General features: G+C 38.2%; 23 protein-coding genes. 4 read left to right on the top strand and 19 right to left on the bottom strand.

The features are described from left to right. Positions 1-174: 174 nt before the first annotated feature. Positions 175-1,812, bottom strand: a complete 1,638-nt coding sequence (locus ACGTNH_RS09200; protein WP_394586422.1) for a Na/Pi cotransporter family protein — start codon at positions 1,810-1,812, stop codon at positions 175-177. 221 nt (positions 1,813-2,033) lie between these two features. Here ACGTNH_RS09200 and ACGTNH_RS09195 point away from each other — a divergent pair, with 221 nt between their 5' ends. Next, positions 2,034-2,534, top strand: coding sequence for a DUF1189 family protein (locus ACGTNH_RS09195; protein WP_394586421.1), 501 nt, complete (start codon positions 2,034-2,036; stop codon positions 2,532-2,534). Positions 2,535-2,542: 8 nt separating this feature from the next. Here ACGTNH_RS09195 and ACGTNH_RS09190 read toward each other — a convergent pair whose 3' ends face one another. Further along, positions 2,543-3,187, bottom strand: coding sequence for an NfeD family protein (locus ACGTNH_RS09190; RefSeq protein ID WP_394586420.1), 645 nt, complete (start codon positions 3,185-3,187; stop codon positions 2,543-2,545). 253 nt (positions 3,188-3,440) lie between these two features. Here ACGTNH_RS09190 and ispG point away from each other — a divergent pair, with 253 nt between their 5' ends. Then, positions 3,441-4,550 (top strand): flavodoxin-dependent (E)-4-hydroxy-3-methylbut-2-enyl-diphosphate synthase, encoded by a 1,110-nt coding sequence (ispG, locus tag ACGTNH_RS09185; RefSeq protein WP_394586419.1) that lies wholly within the window; start codon positions 3,441-3,443, stop codon positions 4,548-4,550. Between the two features lie 36 nt (positions 4,551-4,586). On the opposite strand, the gene ACGTNH_RS09180 is transcribed toward ispG, so the two are convergent. Together ACGTNH_RS09180 and ACGTNH_RS09175 are read right to left on the bottom strand one after the other, a co-directional pair. Continuing rightward, positions 4,587-5,003 (bottom strand): hypothetical protein, encoded by a 417-nt coding sequence (locus tag ACGTNH_RS09180; protein ID WP_394586418.1) that lies wholly within the window; start codon positions 5,001-5,003, stop codon positions 4,587-4,589. Between the two features lie 279 nt (positions 5,004-5,282). Then, positions 5,283-5,987, bottom strand: coding sequence for a lytic transglycosylase domain-containing protein (locus tag ACGTNH_RS09175; protein WP_394586417.1), 705 nt, complete (start codon positions 5,985-5,987; stop codon positions 5,283-5,285). Between the two features lie 165 nt (positions 5,988-6,152). Between ACGTNH_RS09175 and ACGTNH_RS09170 the strand changes: the two genes are divergently transcribed. Then, a complete protein-coding gene (locus ACGTNH_RS09170) occupies positions 6,153-6,437 on the top strand; it encodes a DUF2624 family protein (RefSeq protein ID WP_394586416.1) in 285 nt (94 codons plus the stop codon). Between the two features lie 31 nt (positions 6,438-6,468). Here the strand turns inward: ACGTNH_RS09170 and ACGTNH_RS09165 are convergent, their stop codons facing one another. Together ACGTNH_RS09165 and ACGTNH_RS09160 are read right to left on the bottom strand one after the other, a co-directional pair. Beyond that, a complete protein-coding gene (locus ACGTNH_RS09165) occupies positions 6,469-7,362 on the bottom strand; it encodes a deoxyribonuclease IV (protein ID WP_394586415.1) in 894 nt (297 codons plus the stop codon). A 14-nt stretch (positions 7,363-7,376) separates the two neighbouring features. After that, positions 7,377-8,699: a DEAD/DEAH box helicase gene (locus ACGTNH_RS09160; RefSeq protein ID WP_394586414.1), complete on the bottom strand. Its 1,323-nt coding sequence runs from the start codon at positions 8,697-8,699 to the stop codon at positions 7,377-7,379. A 166-nt stretch (positions 8,700-8,865) separates the two neighbouring features. Between ACGTNH_RS09160 and ACGTNH_RS09155 the strand changes: the two genes are divergently transcribed. Further along, on the top strand, positions 8,866-9,813 hold the full coding sequence (locus ACGTNH_RS09155; RefSeq protein WP_394586413.1) for a 4-hydroxy-3-methylbut-2-enyl diphosphate reductase: 948 nt from the start codon (positions 8,866-8,868) through the stop codon (positions 9,811-9,813). 43 nt (positions 9,814-9,856) lie between these two features. Here ACGTNH_RS09155 and ACGTNH_RS09150 read toward each other — a convergent pair whose 3' ends face one another. From ACGTNH_RS09150 to era, 13 genes are all read right to left on the bottom strand, one after another. Beyond that, entirely contained in the window at positions 9,857-10,972 is a 1,116-nt protein-coding gene (locus tag ACGTNH_RS09150; RefSeq protein ID WP_394586412.1) for a Nif3-like dinuclear metal center hexameric protein, read from the bottom strand. Further along, positions 10,969-11,670: a tRNA (adenine(22)-N(1))-methyltransferase gene (locus ACGTNH_RS09145; protein WP_394586411.1), complete on the bottom strand. Its 702-nt coding sequence runs from the start codon at positions 11,668-11,670 to the stop codon at positions 10,969-10,971. The genes ACGTNH_RS09150 and ACGTNH_RS09145 overlap by 4 nt, the downstream gene beginning before the upstream one ends. A gap of 63 nt (positions 11,671-11,733) precedes the next feature. Further along, positions 11,734-12,099: a cytochrome c550 gene (gene cccA / locus ACGTNH_RS09140; protein ID WP_394586410.1), complete on the bottom strand. Its 366-nt coding sequence runs from the start codon at positions 12,097-12,099 to the stop codon at positions 11,734-11,736. Positions 12,100-12,821: 722 nt separating this feature from the next. Beyond that, positions 12,822-13,949, bottom strand: a complete 1,128-nt coding sequence (rpoD, locus tag ACGTNH_RS09135; protein WP_188375672.1) for an RNA polymerase sigma factor RpoD — start codon at positions 13,947-13,949, stop codon at positions 12,822-12,824. A 30-nt stretch (positions 13,950-13,979) separates the two neighbouring features. Beyond that, the gene (gene dnaG / locus ACGTNH_RS09130) at positions 13,980-15,809 is read right to left on the bottom strand and encodes a DNA primase (protein ID WP_394586408.1); all 1,830 of its coding nucleotides are present in this window, start codon (positions 15,807-15,809) and stop codon (positions 13,980-13,982) included. Positions 15,810-15,850: 41 nt separating this feature from the next. After that, a complete protein-coding gene (locus ACGTNH_RS09125) occupies positions 15,851-16,309 on the bottom strand; it encodes a YaiI/YqxD family protein (RefSeq protein WP_394586407.1) in 459 nt (152 codons plus the stop codon). Positions 16,310-16,508: 199 nt separating this feature from the next. Continuing rightward, the gene (locus ACGTNH_RS09120; RefSeq protein ID WP_394587681.1) at positions 16,509-17,321 is read right to left on the bottom strand and encodes a pyruvate, water dikinase regulatory protein; all 813 of its coding nucleotides are present in this window, start codon (positions 17,319-17,321) and stop codon (positions 16,509-16,511) included. A gap of 29 nt (positions 17,322-17,350) precedes the next feature. Further along, complete coding sequence (gene ccpN, locus ACGTNH_RS09115) at positions 17,351-17,980, bottom strand: transcriptional regulator CcpN (protein ID WP_394586406.1); 630 nt, start codon at positions 17,978-17,980, stop codon at positions 17,351-17,353. 82 nt (positions 17,981-18,062) lie between these two features. Next, positions 18,063-20,147, bottom strand: a complete 2,085-nt coding sequence (gene glyS, locus ACGTNH_RS09110) for a glycine--tRNA ligase subunit beta (RefSeq protein WP_394586405.1) — start codon at positions 20,145-20,147, stop codon at positions 18,063-18,065. Beyond that, the gene (gene glyQ / locus ACGTNH_RS09105) at positions 20,140-21,027 is read right to left on the bottom strand and encodes a glycine--tRNA ligase subunit alpha (RefSeq protein WP_394586404.1); all 888 of its coding nucleotides are present in this window, start codon (positions 21,025-21,027) and stop codon (positions 20,140-20,142) included. Before glyQ ends, glyS begins: the two co-directional genes overlap by 8 nt. A 277-nt stretch (positions 21,028-21,304) precedes the next feature. Further along, positions 21,305-22,057 carry a DNA repair protein RecO gene (recO, locus tag ACGTNH_RS09100; protein WP_394586403.1) on the bottom strand — a complete coding sequence of 251 codons (753 nt, stop codon included), beginning with the start codon at positions 22,055-22,057 and terminating at the stop codon, positions 21,305-21,307. 14 nt (positions 22,058-22,071) lie between these two features. After that, positions 22,072-22,212, bottom strand: a complete 141-nt coding sequence (locus ACGTNH_RS09095; RefSeq protein WP_394586402.1) for a YqzL family protein — start codon at positions 22,210-22,212, stop codon at positions 22,072-22,074. Positions 22,213-22,310: 98 nt separating this feature from the next. Then, the gene (gene era / locus ACGTNH_RS09090) at positions 22,311-23,216 is read right to left on the bottom strand and encodes a GTPase Era (protein WP_394586401.1); all 906 of its coding nucleotides are present in this window, start codon (positions 23,214-23,216) and stop codon (positions 22,311-22,313) included. Positions 23,217-23,224 lie beyond the last annotated feature (8 nt).

Here is a 23,224-nt window from a genome sequence, read left to right as displayed (position 1 = left end):
GACGCAAATAAATATACCATGGTTTACTTAAGCTGTCAACAAAGTTTTTTAGGTTGTTTGGGCTTTTTCGACAACAAAATTAATATAGCATGATGCTAACAGAGTTTCAATAAGTTATGGTGTATTTTTTTAAAAAAATAAAGCCGCTGAATGAATCAGCGGCTTTGTCATCTATTACAGGCTTTCTTTTTCTCCAAGAACTTCTTCCGCAATATTAACAGCGTGATCGCCAATTCGCTCTAAGTTACTTAACATATCGACAAAAACGATTCCCGCTTGACCTGTACATACTCCTTCATTCATACGAATAATATGCTTCTTACGGAAAGTTCTTTCCATTCGATCCAATTCATTTTCTTTTTGCACAACTGATAAAGCTTCTTCCCGGTCCATTCCTTCTAATGACTTCGTAGCCTGTTTAACGGTCATTAACGTTAAATCAAACATTTCATTTAAATCATCTATAGCTTGTTCAGTAAGAATAACCTTATTTGAATTCTTATAATCAATAAGCTCGATAATGTTTTCAAAGTGGTCCCCTATACGTTCAATGTCACGCACGGAGTCCATAAGGGCAGTATGCTTATGACTATCTTCATCTGAGAGCTGAGCTTGAGAAAGGTCCACTAAATAGTCCGTAATCTTACGGTCTAAATTGTTTAAAGCTTCTTCGATCTGCATAGCAAGCTCTGAATGCTTCTGTTGTTTATTGTTTAAATATAAACTAGTTTCTTCCAGGCCTTTGTATGCATATTCCCCCATACGAATAACTTCTTCTTTCGCCTGATCCAATGCAAGGGATGGAGATTGTTCAATAAAGATCGGATCAAGATGCTGTGGTTTGTATTCGATAAGTGAATCTTCTCCTGGTACGATGCGCATTACAATCCAGGCTAAAAGGGCAATGAAAGGGAATTGTACAATTGTATTGGCAATGTTAAATGATCCATGAGCAAATGCGATGGTCATCTCTGGATTTAAGTCTAACGTTACACGCAGCCAATCTACAAAAGCGTAAAATGGTACGAGCAGTATTAAGAAGACGGCAGCACCTAGGACGTTAAAGATAACGTGAGCTGCAGCAGCTCTTTTGGCTCCTACGCTAGCCCCAATAGCAGCCAGCACAGCTGTAATTGTTGTTCCAACGTTATCTCCAAATAAGACAGGCAGCGCTGCTTGTAAGTCCATTAATCCTTCGCCAAACAGTTGTTGCAAAATACCAATTGTCGCACTTGAACTTTGAACAATTACAGTAAATAAAGTACCAATGACTACCCCCAATATCGGGTTATCACTCATACTTAACGTTAACTCTTGAAAGGCTTCCAGACTTCTAAGCGGCTTCATGCCTTCACTCATAACATCTAGTCCAAAGAATAAAGCACCTAAACCAAACACAGTCTGTCCCCAATTAGCTACTTTTTTGCTCTTGAAAAAGAATAATAAGAAGGACCCTACTGCAATTATTGGGAGGCCATAAGCTCCAACATCAATACCTATAATAAAAGCGGTAACTGTAGTACCAATGTTCGCACCCATTATAACCCCTATGGCTTGTCTAAACGTCATAAATCCGGCGTTAACTAAGCCCACGGTCAGAACGGTCGTCGTCGTACTACTCTGTACAAGCACAGTTACAAACAAACCAGCTAGAACTCCCATAAATGGGTTGCTGGTAAACTTATCTAATATCTCTCTTAAACGTTCTCCTGCGGTCCGCTGAAGTCCGTCTCCCAAGTATTTTAAGCCAAATAGGAAAATACCTAGACCACCAATGAACTCAAAGATCATCTGTTGCACATCGATTTCCACAGTTTCTCCACCCTTTCTTCATCCAAGTTTGTTTTTATATCTTTATAAAATACCTTCCTCATTATTGACGATGTAAAAATGCTTTGTAAAGGGATTTTTCGAATCTTAACATTAAATTTACATTCGCGTTATTTTGACGAATATTCCTATCTTTTTAACTTGCCTTTATAGAGCGTTGTCGATTACGATAGTATCGATTAATGTAAAGGGGATATTTACATATGAGTAAAACGCAGCAATTAATAAAAAGCTTTTATCATAGCAAGATGCTCGCGGCATTCCGAATTCAGCCAATGGGTAAAGCCATCAGTTACTTGTTTTTCTTAAGTCTTGTCATCTTAATTCCTGTGCTTTTAGGATCTTTGTTCACGTACTTTTTTACAGAGGAAGAATTTACAGCAGCCAGCGGTGTTTCAAGCGGCATTTTTATCGTTATTTTTCTTCCATTTTTATATTTTTTTATAGCAGCCGCATTATTTTGTTTAGTATCTGTACTTGCTAGTATGGCATTGCTATACACACGTATCCGCTCTTTACGTACGGATTATAAACAGTTATGGAATATAACAGCTTTTTCCATCACCGCTCCGACCTTAGTATTTGTTATTCTAGAAATATTTATTTTTTCAAGTTCCTGGTTAATATTGTTGCATCTACTCTTTTCACTCGTCTACATCGGGCTGGCTCTCCAACATTTGCCCATAAAAAATAGACCAGCATAATGACTGGTCTATTCCTCCGTAGGTTTTGATATTTTTTTAACTAATATCCTGGTGCCATCTACGGAAACAACCCTTAATTCGTCTCCTTTATAAATCCATTGTCCATTTGATACAGCGCTGTATTCTTCCTCATCAATTTGAATGGTTCCTACAGGTCTCATGTCCGTCAATGCTTTCCCTGTTTTGTCTACCAAGTCAGCGTAAGACTCCTTCATTGAATTATAACCCATCTCGGAACTTAGCTGATCAACTAAAGCAATCTTTGTCCACATTTCTCTTCTTTTAAATACTTTTAGAAACATAAGAGAAGAAGCACCCCCGATCAACACACCTATCACTGCATATAAACCTGAAACCCAGTTAGGAGCGCTAAAACCAACAGCAATGATCATAGCTGTTGCACCAATCGTAGCTAGCGTACCATCATTTACTACTTTTCCATCAATGATAATTAAAGTTAACCCTAAAATATAAACAAACATCATAAGAGCAAACATATCCGGAGTTAGAAAGGAGTAAAAATAAACGGTAATGAAACCTAAACCGAGTACTCCAAAAAGACCACGCGTATTAACAAGTAATTCTCCAATTAAAAACAATGTACCAAACAGGGTGACGAGCAAAACGATCCAATCGTGCGATAATAACCCCATTCCATTCACCTACTTTCCCTTCCTCTCTATTGTATACGTTTACTTAAACATTTTGTTTCAAAATAGCAGTAAAGTTTTTCATCTCTTTGTCCTCATGATATAATTCTATAGGCTAACATACAATTCTGTCGAAATTATTGTAAACAATCTGTTAGTTTTAAGTGTCTATACTTCTCATTTAAGATGATACCCCTTATAATAAAAAGTGGTATTTATAATGAGCTTTTTTCCAGATATAAAGGAGCGATTATTAATGGCAATAACTCACAGAAAAGATACTCGACCTGTAAAAGTCGGCGATCTGACCATAGGTGGAGCAGATCAAGTTGTGATACAGTCCATGACTACAACTAAAACTCACGATGTAGAAGCTACCGTAGCTGAAATTCATCGTTTAGAAGAAGCAGGGTGCCAGGTTGTTCGAGTAGCATGTCCAGATGATCGAGCAGCGGATGCGATTCCTGAAATTAAAAAAAGAATTAACATCCCATTAGTGGTGGATATCCACTTCGATTATAAAAAAGCGCTAAAGGCCATCGAAGGCGGAGCAGATAAAATCCGAATTAATCCAGGCAATATTGGAAAGCGAGAAAAAGTAGAGGCTGTTGTGGAAGCAGCGAAAGCTAAAAATATTCCGATTCGAATCGGAGTGAATGCGGGATCTTTAGAACGTCATATTCTCGAGAAATACGGTTATCCAACTGCCGAGGGTATGGTGGAAAGTGCACTTCACCATATAAAGATTCTTGAAGACCTAGACTTTCACGACATAATAGTTTCTCTTAAAGCATCGGATGTGAAGTTAGCTATTGATGCTTACGAAAAAGCAGCTGAAGTAATCTCTTACCCGCTTCACCTTGGAATTACTGAATCTGGCACATTGTTTGCCGGAACAGTTAAAAGTGCAGCAGGATTAGGAGCTATTCTGAGTAAAGGAATCGGCAGTACTCTTCGAGTAAGCTTAAGTGCTGATCCCGTTGAAGAAGTTAAGGTGGCCAAAGAGCTGTTAAAATCGTATGGTTTAGCTTCTAACGCAGCTACGTTGATTTCATGCCCTACTTGCGGTCGTATTGAGATTGACTTAATTTCAATTGCTAATGAGGTGGAAGAGTATATTCAAACGATCAAAGCGCCTATAAAAGTAGCAGTCCTTGGATGTGCAGTTAACGGTCCTGGCGAAGCAAGAGAAGCAGATATTGGAATTGCCGGAGCTCGAGGAGAAGGTCTTCTTTTCCGTCATGGGGAAATCATTCGTAAAGTCCCTGAAGACATTATGGTTGAGGAATTGAAAAAAGAAGTCGATAAACTTGCCGAAGAACATTATGAAAAAGAGCGTCTCGAAAAAGAAGAACAAGAAGCATAATCAAAGGTGGACCAAAACGGTCCACCTTTTTTCGGGTTAAAATATTTGAGTTACGGGAGCTAAGAATAATGAAAATAGGATGGAGACAATACTTATGATTATCGCCATATTCCCTAACGTATCCGCTCCACGTCTTTTACCGATAACACCAAATACAATCCCAACGATCCCAAGTAAAAAAGGTGCAAAGAAGAAGGAAAGGATTGCAGCGGATAGTCCCACCCAAGCCATACCTGACTTGACTTCTTCTTCCATGTTCGTCTCTGCTTCCCGAGAACGGATAGGTTCATTTATAGGCATCGCAGCTTCTTGAGCATATTCCTCATCATAGCTTTCACCATAGACAGGTTGATTAGCGACTCTTTCTACTTCTGTAGAATAATCGATTTCTTCTCCATGCTTTTGAAGCTCTTGTTCTTCCTGATCCCCTACAGACTTATTTGTTTCATCCATACAAAACCCTCACTTTCTGTTTGAGAATCAAGCTTAGTATGTGAAGAAACACATTTTTTAGGTGAGGTATATAATGGGATTAACAAAGTAAAGAAGACTGGGAAAAATCTGAACAATACATAAAAACATCCGAACGATTCTGTAGAAATCAGTTCGGATGTTTTAGATTAAAGCACGCAATAGGACCGAGCCTCATAAAGCAAAGAGTGCTATCCTGCGGATGCGACTCATGATCTGCATCTATGCTAAAATTCTTTTTTATGATGCCAGGCTCTTTCATCAATTTGCACTAGCTAAAGTATCATGTGCATTAGCTTTTGACTGGATCTCTTTCGCATACCAGCTTTTTGCATCTCCATTCTCTTCTATATACTCCTTTAAGCCGCCTACTCCTCGATGATAAGCAGTTAGAGCTTTGTCCCAATTATTGTACTTGTTGAATAAAAAATCGAGGTATACTACAGATAATTGAATGGAGTAATAGGGATCAAATAATAACTCTTCTTCATAAGGCAAGCCGGCCATATCAGCAATCCATGGTGCTGTATTCTTCATAAACTGCGCCATTCCATAAGCTTTACCATATTTTGTTTCAGGGCCCACAAGCTCAGGATCAAATGTGTCCCCTGTTTCAACTTTCAGCAATTCGTAAACCATAACAGGGTCTACCTCATATTTTTCTGCTTGTTTAACTAAAAATAAAGCCCAGGGCTTTTTAAATTCACCATTACTGTCTTTGTAAAAAACATTAGCTTGCTCCTCTAAGTATGACCAATTTTCAAAATCATCACTTTGAGATTTATCTGCATCAGAAGTTAAGTATTCGTATTCTGACTGCAACTTCTCATGTTCTTCCGTAAGCTGCTCATTTTTTTTAGCTAATAAACGATTATCTTTATCTTTATAATAATTTACAATCAAAACGGAACCGGTAATTAAAACAATCGTAAAGCTAATTTGAGCAAACATTGTAACAGCTCGCAAAACTAACACTCCTTCTGCCAACAATTCTTCACTTATGGCATACATTGAATCATAATACTTCTCTCTTCTTTAAAACTCAATCAAAACCCCTATGGTAAAAATTAGAACGATTCCTGTACTGTGAACATAAGGTGTACTGAATAGAAAAAGAAGGAGATTGGATAGATGAAAAACATGGCCCAACAGTACATTACCCATAAATTAAAAAACATAACCGCAGAAGAACTAATTTATTTTAGTCAAATGTACGATATCCCTCTTACTTATAAAGAAGCAGAGAAAATTGCAAAAGAGTTAAAGGAAAATAAGGAAAATCCTTTTGAAAAGCAAGGCAGAAAAAGAATGCTGCGAAAACTTGCAGTCATCACCTCTAACGACACGGCCCGGTCTCTAGAAATGTTATTACATCGTTTGGCTAAACAGTATGGCGTAGAAGAGTGGCTTAAATGAAAAAAGAGAGTGCTCTTGAGCACTCTCTTTTTTACTGATTCATAATCTTATCTTTTAGTTCCTCATCAAATGTTCCTTTTTTCAGCATATCAATTTCAAATTGATATGGAGGCTGTTTATTTTTCTTGTCTTCTCCTACATATGGAGTTTCAAGAATTTTAGGAATGTCTTTAAATGTTTTATGGTGCACAATATAATGCAAAGCATCATAACCAATGTGACCAAATCCAATATTTTCATGGCGGTCTTTTCCTGCGCCTTGAATATTTTTGCTGTCATTGACATGTACGACTTTAATTCTGTCGATTCCTACCACGCGGTCAAATTCTTCAAGCACTCCATCGAAATCGTCGACTACATTATAACCCGCATCGTGAATGTGACAAGTGTCTAAACACACAGAAAGTTTTTCATTCAGATTAACTCCTTCGATAATCTGAGCGATTTCTTCGAAGGTTCGACCGCACTCAGATCCTTTTCCTGCCATTGTTTCTAGCGCAATTTGTGCTGACTGGTCTTTGTGCAGCACTTCATTTAAACCTTCAATAATTTTCCCTATTCCTTTATCGGCGCCCTGCCCTACGTGAGAACCAGGATGTAACACGATTTGCTTTGAGCCAATGGCTTCCGTTCGCTCGATTTCATTCCTTAAAAAATCGACTCCTAATTCAAATGTTTCAGGTTTGGTCGTGTTCCCAATGTTAATGATATAAGGGGCATGCACAATAATGTCGTCAATTCCGTTCTCTTGCATATGTTTCGTACCATTTTCAATATTCAATTCTTCGATGGGCCGCCTTCTCGTATTTTGAGGCGCCCCCGTATAAATCATAAAAGTAGATGAACCATAAGATGCAGCCTCTTCACTTGCTCCGAGCAACATCTTTTTCCCCTTCATAGAAACGTGCGATCCAATTTTTACCATAGTTATACTCCTCTCTATCTCTTCTTGCGAAAGCTGTCTCTTTTGAGTTTCTTATAATTTTTGTCTGCTTCTTGTTTCATCTTTTTCTTATAACCTGGTTTAACCTTTTTAGGTTTTTTGACCATGTGTTTTGCTTTCTTTTCAAGATCATTTTGGTTGGGGGTCCGTTTTTGTCTTTCTTTATATGACTTCGCCTCTACCCATTCCCCATCTTTTACTTCATAAAATGTAAATGATAACCCACGCTTTTCTAGCTTCTCAATTAAAGGCAAATCTTTTTCTGTATATAAGTTGATAGCCGTTCCTTCTAAGCCCGCTCTAGCCGTTCGTCCTACACGATGAATATAAAATTCTTCTTCTTTTGGCATTCTGGCATTGATGACGTGACTAACGCCTTGAATATCAATTCCTCTCGAAGCAAGATCTGTGGCTACAATGTATTGATAACGTAAGTTTTGAAGTTCTTTAAGCATGCGCTTCCGTTCTCTTGGACTTAACCCGCCATGAATAATCCCGGTCTCTAAGCCTTTATCTAACAATGCAGACGCCAACTCATCCGCTTGATCTTTGCCATTTGTAAAAATGATGGCTAAATACGGCTGGATGCTTTTTGAAATCTCAAAAATCACATCAGCTGGTTCTTTATGTCGTAGAGCAACTAAACGATGCTCCATTGTCTCCGGTGACGGTTTATCATCTTTAATTTCGATGTGAGTTGGATTAACTAAATATTTTTTGAGGAATGGCTGCAATCGCTCAGGAATTGTAGCAGAGAAAACTAATAATTGAAGGTCCTCATTCATACGAAGTAAAATTTGATCTACATCTTCTATAAAACCTAAATCCAGCATTAAGTCTGCTTCATCGAGCACGAAAGATTTTACATGATGAACGTTTAAAGCTTCTTCCTTTACCATGTCTAAAATTCTTCCTGGAGTCCCTACAATTATTTGCGAAGGATTAGCCGAAAGTTTATCTAACATCCTTTGCTTATCCGTACCCCCAATCACTAAGCTGGAACGCCACACTTCTTCTTTTCCAGCAAGTTGAATTGCTTTTCGCACTTCATTATATATTTGCATGGCTAGCTCCCGAGTAGGTGCAGTTACAACAAATTGCACACTTTCTTCGGCTTCATTTATCTGGTTAAAAAGCGGCAGTAAATAAGCATGAGTCTTACCTGAGCCAGTATGTGACTGGCCAATCATACTTTCACCTCGTAAAGCTGCGGGTATAACCCGCTGTTGAATCGGCGTAGGATTTGTAAAACCCAGCCCCTCTATAATTTGCTCAACACTTGAGCCTATTGCGTATTCCTTAAATGAATGATTACTCATAACGTACTCCTTTAATGTATATTATCCCTATCCTATTATAATCGACTATAGGTTGAATTGCACGGATCATAGAGATTCTTTGTCATATATAGCTTTAGCCTTTATAATAGAGGATGAATTAATTCGTTTCAAAGTTGTTTTTAGAATAAAGAGGAGGATTTATGAAATGGAAGTCATAAAAATCGCCCCTCGCGGTTATTGTTACGGAGTGGTAGATGCTATGGTTATTGCTCAAAATGCTGCAAAAGACCCTAATCTGCCAAGACCGATATATATTTTAGGTATGATTGTCCACAACTCTCATGTTACCGATGCATTTGAAAGTGAAGGAATTATAACCGTTGATGGTAAAAACCGTTTAGACTTACTAGAAGGTATTAATGATGGGACTGTTATTTTTACAGCTCACGGTGTTTCACCAGAAGTTAAAGAAAGAGCAAAGAAAAAAGGATTAATGACCCTTGATGCCACGTGTCCAGATGTTACTAATACCCATAATCTTATTAGAGACAGAGTTGCAGAAGGATATGAAATTGTATATGTTGGGAAAAAAGGTCACCCTGAGCCGGAAGGGGCTATGGGAGTGGCACCCGGGAAAGTGCACCTCGTGCAAACTGAAGAAGATGTTGCAGAACTTAACCTTGATCACGACAAACTGATGATCACAAACCAAACAACAATGAGTCAATGGGACGTCTATGACGTGATGGAAAAAGTGAAAGAAAAGTACCCTCACGTAGAGAAGCATCAAGAAATTTGTATGGCCACACAAGTCAGACAAGAAGCTGTGTCCGAACAAGCAAAAGAGGCTGATTTAACTTTAGTAGTAGGGGATCCAAAAAGTAATAACTCTAATCGTCTAGCTCAAGTTTCAATGGAAATCGCAGGCACTCAAGCTTATCGTATCGCAGACGTTACTGAAATAGATTTGGATTGGCTCGAAGGCGTTTCAAAAGTGGCTGTAACTGCAGGTGCTTCGACTCCTACTCCAATCACTAAAGAAGTAATTAAATTTATCGAACAATTCGATCTTGAAAACGAGGAGACATGGATCCGCGAATCCAAAGTGGAACAGAAAAAAATTCTGCCACGAGTCAGAGCAAAGAAAAAATAAATAAAAAGGCCGCTTGTTCAAAATGAATGAGCGGCCTTTATATTTATAAAAAGTGGAAAGGTTCGGTATTCGATTGAGAAATAATAACTTGAACATCTGTTTCAAAACAAGATTTTATCCATTTCTTCAATTCAGGCATCATTACTTTTTCGACATGATGCCCTGGATCAATTACGTTCAATCCATTTTCTTCAGCTTCTTGTGCAATGTGAAATGTCATATCACCTGTAATGTAAACATCTGCTCCTTGATTTAATGCAGCACTAAAATACTTCTCTCCGCTCCCCCCAAGCACAGCTACTCGCTGTACCATTTGTTCAGGATTCCCCACAAAACGTAAATTGGAAATATTATATTTTTCTTTCACTCGATCACACAATTCCTTTAGTGTCACAGAATTTTTCAGAGAGCCTATTCTTCCCACCCCTTCGGATGAACCTTCATTTAAAAGCGGGTAGAGATCATAAGCAGCTTCCTCGTAAGGATGAGCAGTCCGCATCGCATCTATAACATGGGAAAGTGTAGATTTTGGAAGAATGGTTTCAATTCTTTTTTCTTCCACTTTCTCTAATTCGCCTTTGTTTCCGATATATGGATCACTGCCTTTTTGAGGCTTGAAAGTGCCCTGCCCATTTACTTGAAATGTGCAATGACTATAATCACCTATATGACCAGCCCCAGCATCACTTATAGCATCTCTAACTTGATCCGCATGTGTATCTGGAACAAAAACGGCTAGTTTAATAAGCTCATCTTTTTTTGTTTCAATTAACGGTTTAACATCTTTTATATCAAGCAGTTCGCTCATCACATCATTCACTCCGCCTTGAGCAATATCCAGGTTCGTATGAGAAGCATATACGGAAATATCATGTCTTAAAAGTTTCTGGATCGTTCTTCCTTTAGGGGTGGAAACATCGATCTTATCCAATTTAACAAACAGTAACGGGTGATGGGCTATGATGAGGTCAACGTCATTTTCTATAGCTTCGTCTACTACGCTTTCTAAAACGTCTAATGTAACCATAACTTTTTTTACCGTCTGCTTTTTTGAACCCACTTGCAGTCCTACGTTGTCCCAATCAAATGCAAAGCCAGTAGGTGCTTTCTCTTCCAGCTTTGAAATTACTTCCCCTACTGTTAATTCGTTTGGACTCATCTTAGAACCTCCTCTAACCAGTTAATTTCTTTCTCAAATTGTTTAATTTTCTTAAAATCAGGCTCAGAGGCCCTTTTCATTTGTCCAACAATTCGTTGTTTCTTTGCTTTTTCCTCTTCCCACTTCTTACAAAACGCAGAATTCTTTTCCCGGAGTAAATGAGGACCTAACCATAACTGTAACTCTAACATTTTTTCATCATAATTACTTTTGGGATTCCCTTTTTCAGCTACTAAAATTTCATATACATGGCCACTTTCTTCGAGAATGACTTCATTTACTAAATTATACTCGTGGTCAATCAGCCACTTTCTGATCGATCGAGCATCAATATTCGGTTGAGTAATGATTTTAGAGACATGAGTAAGTTTGTCTTTCCCTTTATCCAAGATCTCCTTGATTAAGGGCCCCCCCATCCCTGCAATAACAATTTGATTTACTCGATTATCAATAACTTCTAATCCATTGCCTTGAATCACTTCAATTTGATGGGTAAGCTGACGATTATTTACTTCTTCTAATGCGCTTAAATATGGCCCTCTATTTAATTCGCCTGCTATTGCAAATGCTTCTGGCTCATTTTGACAGACATAGCATGGGAGATAGGCATGATCAGAACCTATATCAGCAAACCTGATAGGCTTTTGCAAAAACTCAGCGACGGTTTCCAGCCGCTTGGATAATTGATCAGCATTCATTACACTTCTTCCCTCTCATAAAAAGAAAAGCTTTCTGAAAGTGCCAGAAAGCTTTTCTAATATTTATTGATGCTCTTCAGCAAGCCATTCTGCTAACGTAGCAGCATCATCACCTGTGTAAAGACCGGCCGGCATAGCGCCATCCCCTTTACCATTTTCAATGATGTCTTGGATTTCAGCAGCATCATATCTTGAGCCAACTTCTTGTAGGCTCGGTCCATTCTGTCCTTCTAAATCCCCGCCATGACAGCTTGAACACTGTTGTTCATACATTTCTTCTGGTCCTGCGGCTGTTTCTTCGCTTTCTTCTCCATCTTCTGCATTTTCAATTGCTTCTCTTTCATTAATTCCTACTGATGATACAACAATCATCACTAGTATTCCTAAAACAGCAATAAGTGCAAAAGGAATCACAGGGTTTCTTCTCATTAGTTGCATCCTCCTTATGTATCCCTTGAAAGTTTGAGAGATGTCTAATCGACTATATTTATTTTACTTGAAATTCTTCCCTTAGGAAAGGGAAAACAGTGAAATCTTACAAAGTTATTAATATTACTAGTACGGCTAACCCCAAAAATCCAAACACCTGTAAATATACCACTTTCTTAAATACCCCCGCTATCATCCAAACCAAGCAGTGAGCCATTATTGCCAAGTAGACAATTGTGTTACTAAATGTTAAATGATTAATAACGTGAATGGTAAGGATAAGGAATAATAATAAGACATGAAAGTTTATCATTCGCCTTATTAAAATGTCGTTAGTAAACCTATACCGATAAGAGGTGTAAGCGATACCAACAAATATCGACAAAAGACCTGTTTGCATTATAATACCCATTTCAGTAAAATAAATGACAAGAAATGAAAGTGGTAACAACAAAAGGTTCATAAAGAAAAAAATAAAAGTTACTATTTTTTCATTATGTCTCGATTTATCATTTAAGCTTATAATGAGAGAGCTTTTATCTTCTCCCTCTGTATATAATGCTAATAAAAAGTCGCAATATCGGGTTGGGAGCAACTTATTTTGTTTCCAATAAGTTATTTCTTTCACAATTGTTTCCTTTCGGTGGTCCATAATGATCACCCCGAAACATTTAATAAAACTTTAGGGACCATCTTATAGGCCCCTAAAGATTAGTACGATTTTATTCCATAAAGTCTTTGAGTCGTTTACTGCGACTTGGATGTCTAAGTTTTCTTAAAGCTTTAGCTTCAATTTGACGAATACGCTCTCGCGTTACTCCAAACACTTTTCCAACTTCCTCTAAGGTGCGAGTACGACCATCATCTAACCCAAAACGAAGACGTAATACATTTTCTTCACGGTCGGTTAACGTATCTAAAACGTCCTCCAGCTGTTCCTTTAACAGCTCATAAGCTGCATGGTCAGAAGGAGAAGTAGCCTCTTGATCCTCAATGAAGTCTCCTAAATGAGAATCATCTTCTTCTCCGATAGGAGTTTCAAGAGATACTGGTTCTTGAGCAATTTTCAAAATTTCTCTCACTTTATCTGGAGTCAGTTCCATGTCTTGTGCAATTTCTTCAGGAGTTGGTTCACGACCTAAGTCTTGTAATAACTGACGTTGCACACGAATCAATTTGTTGATGGTTTCTACCATATGAACCGGAATACGAATGGTTCTTGCCTGGTCAGCAATTGCACGTGTGATCGCCTGCCTGATCCACCAAGTAGCATAGGTACTAAACTTAAATCCTTTACGGTAGTCGAATTTCTCAACGGCTTTAATTAGTCCCATGTTACCTTCTTGAATAAGATCGAGAAATAACATACCTCGTCCGACATAGCGCTTTGCAATACTTACAACAAGTCGTAAATTGGCTTCTGCTAGTTCTCTCTTAGCTTCTTCATCACCATCTTCAATACGATGAGCTAAACTTATTTCGTCGTTAGCAGATAAGAGATTTACTCGACCAATTTCCTTTAAATACATACGTACAGGGTCATTTATTTTAACACCTGGAGGAACACTTAAATCATTTAAATTAAACTCTTCCTCTTTATTGAGCTGCTGCATGCTCGGATCCTGATCTGAATCACCAATTACTTCAATCCCTTGTTCACTCAAGTACTCATAGTACTCATCCATTTGATCAGATTCCAATTCAAAATTAGAGAGTTTTTCAGCCACTTCTTCATAGGCTAAAATTCCTCTCTTCTTACCTATTTCAAGTAATTGTTCCTTTGCTTGCTCGAGAGTTAGTTCACTTTCATTTTCTTTAGAACGTGATGGCTGTTGTTGCTTATCTGCCATGAGTCCCCCTCCTTCCAACTATCCATACCATTAATGAGTATTTTTCAACTCTTGTTTTCTTCTCAATATTTCCATTGCAATTTCTGCAGCTTTTATGGGGTCATTGTGCTGCTCTGCTTTTTTTTGTTCTGCTTCAAGACTTTTTATATCATTACGATCAGTGTTTTCTGAACGTATTCTATGAAGATAATCCGATATTTCTTGATCTGACATTTCTTCATCCATCCCGGAGGACATCGTCAATTGGATAACTAGATCCTTAAGTGACTGGTCTTCCAGCCGCTCAATAAATTGACTGACGTTTGGTTCATGGCCATCTTCATAGTATGCATATAAGTGCGTAACAATAACTTGGTGTTCAGAAATATTAAAAGCCCCGCCTAATTCCTCTTGCACTTTATCAGCAATGACAGGATTCTTCAACATGTTTGCAATCAGCTTTCTTTCTGCATTATGAAATGCTGGCAGCAGCTTTCGGTGGGTGGAACTTCGTTTGACCGGCACGTTATGCTGCGGCCTTCTTTCATAGGTTTGAAGAAGATTTGCATTGCTTTTTTGTGCTTTAAGTTTTTCCACTTCACTCTTTAACGTGTCTATCGACATTTGAAACTCTTCTGCCAAAGCTTTTAAATAATGCTCTCTCTCAATGGCTCGCTCTAATTGAGCAATCTCCTGTAATACCTTTTCGATATAAGCAATTCGATCTCCTTCTAATTGAAGGTTATAATTTCTACGCAGAAAATTTATAATAAACGACGTATAAGGATCACTTGCTTCTATAACTTCTCTTTCAAAGCGATCTCCGCCAAATTTCTTTATATAATCATCAGGGTCAAGTCCTTCTGGTAATCGTGCTACGTTGGTTTGACAACCCGTTTGCTTTAACAGCTTTGCCGCTTTTGATGCTGCAGTCATCCCCGCAGAATCGCCATCATAACAGACTATCACTCGATCAGCGTATCTCTTAATTAATTGAGCTTGAGTTTCCGAAATGGAGGTCCCCATCGTTGCTACACCATTACGAATTCCTGCCTGATCGGCAGAAAGGACATCTGCATATCCCTCAAATAAAACCATTGTCTTTGACTTGCGTATCGAAGACCTTGCAAGATCAAAGTTAAAAAGCAACCTTCCTTTTTGAAAAAGTTCTGTTTCTGGAGAATTCAAGTACTTTGGTTCTTGATCGCCTAATGACCTTCCCGCAAAAGCAACTGTTTTGCCTAAATGATTTCTTAAAGGAAACATAATTCTACCTCTGAACCGATCAAAATATTCTCCTTTTTCATTGGCATTTAATAAGCCTGCTTTAACCATCGTTTGAGGATGAAAACCTTTCTTCTCTAAGAAAGTTGCGACAAAGTCTGGAGATGTAGGTGAAAAACCTAAGTGGTATTTTTGAATCGTCTCTTCAGTAAACCCCCGTTCTAACAAGTACTGTAAAGCGTTCTTGCCTTCCTTAGAATTACGCAACATATGGTGATAAAGTTTGGTCATCCACTCATGTGCATCCAAGATACTTTGGGCTTCCGGATCAGTTTGTTGAACCGGGGTTTCATTAAATTGCTCAGGAAGGGAGTGCCCCGTTTTATCTGCAACTCTCCGAACGGCTTGCAGAAAACTATACCCTTCGATTTCCATTAGAAACGAGTATACGTTTCCTCCTTTTCCACATCCAAAACAATGAAAGATCTGCTTATCACTCGAAACAGAAAAAGACGGGGTGTTTTCTCCGTGAAAAGGACATAAGCCGAAGTAGTTCCTTCCTTGACGCTTTAATTGAACATATTCACCAACCACTTCGGCAATATCAACGGATTTTCTTATCTCGTCCACTTTTTCTTCTGGAATGTGTCCAGCCATTTTGCATCACCGTACCAGTTATATAGTTTCCTTTTATTTAGCTAAAACTCTCGATCAGCTATTAACACATATAAAGCTTCCGAGAAGTTCCTGCGGTCCTCATCCGTAAAAGCTCGTGGACCCTTCCATTTTTTCTTTCGCCTAAAGGTTTGTTGTCGAAGATGCTTCTGATTCATAATATCAAAGGCTTCCCCCTCTTTAATTAGTTTACCTCTTGGCGTAATAACGTAAACCCCCCGGGGAGTAAGTAATACCGCTAAAGAATAATCTTGAGTTATAACTACATCTTCGGGTTTAACGTGATTTAAAATAAAAAGATCCACAGATTGAGATCCGTGATCGAGAAACGTCCAATTTTCCCCGTTTGTCTCATGTTTAAAATGATTCACGGTAGCCACAAATTTTGGCTCAATCTGAAAACCGGCACACACAGAACGAATTTCTTCCTGCACAGGACAACTATCGGCATCTACCCACACACTCATGTTTTGTTTTTGCATACTTGAGTAATTCTACAATAATCGTTAGATTCCTGCTCTTTTCTTAATGTTTTATTATTCAGAAAAGTATCTTCATGTAAATAGCAATATGATTATTTTTACACAAATAATTATTATAATACATAAGATTTGAAAAATCCATATAAATACCAAGAAAAAACGCGCTTATTTTTTAAGCGCGACATTTCTTCATTTGTTATTAGAGAGAATTTTCCCTCTTTAAATTCATAATAACGTTCGCAGTCTCCTCAACAGCTTTGTGGGATACATCAATAACTTGGCAGCCTATTCGGTCTACTACTTCATTAAAATGCTCAATCTCTTGTTGAATTCTATCCATGTTAGCATAGCTGGCCTCTGATCCTAAGCCTAGTGATTTCAAGCGCTCCCTGCGAATATCATTCAGTTTCTGGGGACTAATCTTTAAACCTATACATTTTTTAGGATCTACCTTGAAAAGTTCTTCTGGAGGTTCTACCTCTGGAACAATAGGGACATTCGCTACTTTTAACCTTTTATGGGCTAAATATTGAGAGAGTGGAGTTTTAGAAGTACGTGACACACCTATTAATATAATATCGGCTTTAGTTATCCCTCTTGAATCCCGGCCGTCATCATACTTAACAGCAAATTCTATCGCTTCTACACGTTTAAAATAATCTTCATCTAATTTATGAACCAGCCCTGGTTCGAGTCGAGGCTCAGAATTAAAATACCTCTGCATTGCATCCATCATTGGGCCCATAATATCGATACATTCTAATTCATACTCTTTTGCTTTCTCTATCAAGTGAGATCTGAATTCCGGTATGACGAGTGTGAAGCCGATCATAGCATTGTGTTCTTTTGCCTGAGCTACAGCCTCATTTATTGTCCCTTTATCTTCAACATAAGGAATTCTTTGCACTTCAAACGGTCCATCATCAAACTGGCTTAATGCAGCTTTTACTACGAGTTCAGCAGTTTCTCCAACAGAATCAGATATGATATAAATAAAGGGTTTTTTCAATATTTTTTCCTCTCCTTCTTAGAAGGGGTTCCTTATAAGTGTTGATCGGTGGCAAGTTCAACGAGAGCTTTTGTTACACTAGTCTTTGTCAGCCTTCCGATGACCTCCATTCCGTTTTCAACTGGTTTTACAACAGGAAGCCCATCAATCTGTTTCTCGATAAGCTTTTGAGCTGCATCCAATAAAAGGTCATCCTTTGTGCAGATGGATACATTTGGCATTCTAGTCATAATGATATGAACAGGAACAGAAGTTAAGTCCTGATTTCCTATACTTGCCCGAAGTAAATCTTTTCTAGATAATACACCTACGAGTAAAGACTCTTCATTAATCACAAATAGAGTTCCTACATCCTCTAAGAACATCGTACATATGGCATCATAGACTGATACGTCTTCTTGTACCACTACTGGAAGGGCCTGATACTCATAGACTTTAAACTTTTTTAATTTTTCAGTTAAAAGTTCAGACCCTGTTTTACCAGTAAAAAAATAGCCGACACGAGGACGGGCATCTAAATAACCCGCCATCGTTAATATAGCTAAATCAGGCCGTAAGGTTGCTCTCGTCAAGCTTAAGCTTTCTGCAATACTTTCTCCAGTAATCGGACCGTTCTCTTTCACAATTTGAATAATTTGTTCTTGTCTGTTGGATAGTTCCATTCTTTCACCACCCTAATCACCAACTGTGACATACTATTTAATTATTATAGCTCATTTATTTTGTTGGGTAAAAGAACGTGACTTAATATTGCTGCTTCCACTCTACCTCATTAAAGTCAGCAAATTGTAAAATATCATTGGCAATGTTCTTTAGTAGAGCCAGACGATTAGTTCGGACCTTTTCATCTTCAGCCATGACCATCGTTTGATCGAAGAATGAGTGAATAGGATGCGCGAGTTCGCCTAATTGTTCTAAAGCTTTCTCTAAATTGCCAGACTTCAAATCACGAATATATAATTCATGAACTTTTTCGTAGGTATTAAAAAGATTAGCTTCACTGTTATTTTGAAACAGATCAGTATTAATTGTAACTCCCTCTGTTTTTTTAGCTAAATTCAATACTCTTCCCAGGGCTTCATGGACCGGTTTGAAATTAGAATCATTACGTTTTTCAGATAAAAGTTCTGCTTTTTTTAATGTAACCGAATACTGTAGTATGCCGTTACTGAGCACAGCTCTTACAATATCTGGAGCTATACCTTCATCTTTAAATAAGAAGGAAGCACGTATACGAAAAAAATCTTGTACTTCTTTTACTAGTTCATCTTTGTCTTTAGTCAGTAAATCTCGCTCGACATACAAATCAATAACACTATTTAATAACGCTTCTACTTGAATTTCCCAATTTTGTGTTTTAAGTATTTGTAAAATGCCGAGAGATTGACGTCTTAAGCCGTATGGATCTTGAGAACCTGTCGGACTGTTTCCAATAGCAATGGAACCGATAATGGTATCTAATTTATCAGCTACACTCACAATCGACCCGATTTCAGTTTGAGGAAGCTGGCCATTTGATTGACGAGGCATGTAGTGTTCATTTATAGCAATCGCTACTTCCTCATCCTCTCCAAAGAGTTTCGCATATTTCTCTCCCATAACTCCTTGTAATTCTGTAAATTCATCAACCATATGAGTAACTAAATCGAATTTACTTATTTCAGCTGTCCTAAGTGCCTTTTTCTTTAGATTATCTTTGCTATCTAACTTATTACAGATGTCTCCGGTAATCGTCTTTACTCGATCTACTTTATCTGCAAGAGTGCCAAGCTCAACTTGATAAACCATGCGATTAAGTTTCTTTAATTTCTCGTCAATCGAACCTTTTTGATCTTCTTGGTAGAAAAATTGTGCATCAGCCAGACGGGCTTTTAATACTTTTTCGTTTCCTTTTGAAACATTTTCAATATGCTGAGCATTGCCGTTTCGAACAGCAACAAAATAAGGTAGCAGTTTTCCTTCGTTACTTTGAACAGGAAAATATCTTTGATGTTCTTTCATCGATGTTATTAAAACCTCATCAGGAACTTCTAGAAAATCCTTGCTAAATGTTCCACTGAATACAGTAGGATATTCTACTAGATGTGTCACTTCATTTAATAGACCTTCATCGATCAGGATGGTCCAATCTTTATCTTCTTCCATTTGTTTTAACTGCTTTTCAATCTCAGTTTTTCTTTCGCTCTTATCCGCCAATACATATTCAGCTTTTAAGACAGAGTCATATGAGGAAGCCTCAGCTATTGTAGTCTTTCCACCCAGGAAGCGGTGGCCGTATGTCACGTTATTTGTTTCTACATTTTCAATTTGAAAAGGGATCACTTCATCTTCAAATAACGCTATAATCCATCGTATTGGACGGACATAGCGTAAATTGAAATCTCCCCACCTCATATTTTTAGGGAAACTTAACCCTACAATTACATCTTTAAAACCTTGTAACAATTCTCTTGTCAGCTTACCTTTTATGAATTTTTTCACGTGAACATACTCTGTACCATTCATTTCTTTAAAGTAAATATCTTCCACATTTTTCCCCTGACCTTTTGAAAATCCTATCGCAGCTTTTGACCAATCTCCTTCATCAGTAAGAGCAATTTTTTTCGCTGGCCCTTTTGCTTCTTCTGCTATGTCCGGCTGCTTGTTTTCAACACCGAATATTTGAACCGCTAATCTCCGGGGCGTCGCGTAAGATTTTACAGATTGATATGGAATTCGCTGCTCCTTCAACCATGCTTCGGTATTTTTCAAGAGCTGTATTTCTGCATCATCAATAAAACGAGCTGGTAATTCTTCAAGACCTAGTTCAAATAACACGGTTTTACTCATGAGAAGAGTCCTCCTTCTTCAGCATTGGAAAGCCCAATCTTTCTCTTTCTTCTACGTATGTTTTAGCTATGGAGCGTGCCAGGTTTCTCACTCTCCCAATGTATCCCGTACGTTCTGTAACTGAAATAATGCCTTTTGCATCTAATAGATTAAATGTGTGTGAACATTTTAAAACATAGTCATAAGCTGGGAATACTAACCCCTTTTCCATAATTCTTTTCGCTTCTTTTTCATAAGTAGTAAATAAATCAAACAACATCTCGTCATCTGATTCTTCAAAAGTGTACACAGAATGCTCATATTCAGGCTGTGTAAATATATCCCCAACTGTGACCCCGCTAGTCCACTCTAATTCAAAGACATTTTCTTTATCTTGAATGTAGGAAGCCAATCGCTCTAGCCCATACGTAATTTCTGCGGATACAGGACGAGCTTCTAAGCCACCTATTTGCTGAAAGTAGGTAAATTGAGTAATTTCCATGCCATCCAGCCATACTTCCCATCCTAATCCAGCGGCTCCAAGAGTTGGATTCTCCCAGTTATCTTCCACAAAACGAATATCGTGCTGATGTGGATCAATTCCTAATGCTTTAAGGGAGTCCAAATATAATTCTTGAATATTGTCAGGTGAAGGTTTCATAATCACTTGAAATTGGTGATGTTGATACAATCGGTTAGGATTTTGCCCATACCTTCCATCCGCAGGTCTTCTAGAAGGTTCCACGTAAGCTACATTCCATGGCTCTGGGCCAAGACTTCTAAGAAGCGTCATTGGGGACATCGTCCCTGCCCCTTTTTCTACATCGTAAGCCTGCATAAGCAGACACCCTTGATTTGACCAATGCTTCTGCAAAGTTAAGATCATGTCTTGAATATTCATTCGACTTACCTCCTATTATTCTAATAGCATAAAGAAACCCCGTCCCTATGCCAATTATGACATAGGGACGGGGTTGATTTCCGCGGTTCCACCCTATTTGCTTCCGTAAAAACGAAAGCCACTTTAAACGTCTCTTGCTCCAGAACGCCTTCGCCGGCCTGTGTCACTCGATTTCCACCATCACGAGTTCTCTATTCACACAGAATCCGCTTACTACTTTCCTTCAATGCAAACATATAGTTAGTAAATAGAATCATACTGAATCCTATTTATTTTGTCAATTATTATCGGTAAACAAGTCGATCTGTTTAAGAAACTTTTTCGACTTTAAGAAATATCCACCATAACGATCATAGTATTCATCCATTAACGTACGCAGCTTTTTCTTGTTTTCGTCTTTCATCGAAACTTGCCCTAACCGACTAACATCCATATGTAAAAATAATCGCAGCAGTTTGGCCAGCGGCTCGGTTAACCCATATGCCTCGGGGTCGACTTGTTTGCAGCGAAAACAAAGAAAACCACCTTCCACAACAGAGAAAGAAAATGGGCCATCTGCCGCTCCACAGTTTAAGCATGCATCAACTTTTGGAGCAAACCCAGCTTTACGATACATTTTTAACTCATACATCATAGATAATATTTCACAGTCTTTCCCTTCTGCCATCCAAACAAAAGTTTGAAGCAGTTGTTCATAAAGAAAGGGATCTGGTTTTTTCTCCTCCACTAACTTATCCGTCAATTCAGCTAAATAAGATGCGTATGCAGTTTTAATGATATCTTCTCTTATCGAACGCAGTGATGTTACCATTTCACCTTGACTAAGCGCTCCGAGTCCTGATCCTATTTGAATCAAAAATTGACCATGAATAAAAGGTTGGGTAACCGAGGCCATACGGCTCTTAGGTTTTTTTGCCCCTCGAGCCATGACCCCAATTTTACCTTTTTCTCTTGTAAATAAAGTAACGATCTTATGAGTTTCCCCATAATCTCTCGTACGAATGACAATTCCCTCAATTTTTTCTAACAAAGCATTCACCTGCTTTATCCGATTGGGTCTTCTTGTTCCATTGCAGATGAAGCATCTTCAATTCCCTTTTTATTGTCGGCTTCTAATTCCTTCATTAGCAAATAGGTTTCTATGTTTCCTGTCTGTCTAAATACATTCCAATACAGATCTAGCACAAGAAACACTCCTTTCCTATAAATCATAAAAGAAAATGTAATGACAACCTTAGGTTGCTTCATCTACAACAAATGATGAATTTTAATTTTTTCCAGTCTTAGTATTCTTCTTCCTTATAGCCGAAGTCACTCAGTTGGATCTGTCGATTTCTCCAGTCTTTTTGCACCTTGACCCAAAGTTCCAGGAAGACTTTACTGCCTAGTAAGGCTTCAATATCTTTCCTTGCTCTCTGTCCAACTTCTTTTAGCATGCTTCCCTGTTTTCCGATGATAATTCCTTTTTGTGATTTTCGTTCTACAATTATTGCAGCCTGTATAAATACAGCGTTTGAATCATCACGCGGCTTTATCGTCTCGATCACAACAGCAATAGAATGAGGGATCTCTTCTCTAGTTAAATGAAGAACTTTCTCTCGAATCAGTTCACTGACAATAAAGCGTTCGGGGTGATCAGTAATGTGATCTTCAGGGTAAAACTGTGGTCCTTCCGGTAGATGAGATTTAATGACACCTAGTAAATGATCCACATTATTGCCCTCTAAAGCAGAAATAGGTATAATCTCCTCGAAATCAAGCTTTTCGCGATATTCATCAATTAGCGGAAGAAGCTGGTCCGGGTGTACTCGATCAATTTTATTAACGATTAAGAAAACAGGCTGATTAATTTTTTGCAATCGGTCTATAATAAATTGGTCGCCACGCCCGTATCCTTCTTCAGCGTTAATCATAAACATAATAGCATCAACTTCATTCAATGTATTCTCGGCAACATTTACCATGAAATCACCTAGTTTATGTTTAGGCTTATGAATACCTGGAGTATCAATAAAGATCATCTGGGCATCCTTCTCAGTCAACACCCCTTGGATTTTATTACGAGTTGTTTGCGGCTTATCGCTCATGATGGCAATTTTTTCACCAATCACACGATTCATAAATGTTGATTTGCCTACATTAGGGCGTCCTATAATAGCAACAAACCCCGATTTAAATTGTTCTTCCATTGTATTTC

This window comes from Halobacillus sp. B23F22_1 (assembly GCF_043497005.1).
GTDB lineage: Bacteria > Bacillota > Bacilli > Bacillales > Halobacillaceae > Halobacillus_A.
The sequence above is the reverse complement of the archived record's forward strand: the minus strand, read 5'-3'. Positions and strand labels throughout refer to the sequence as shown.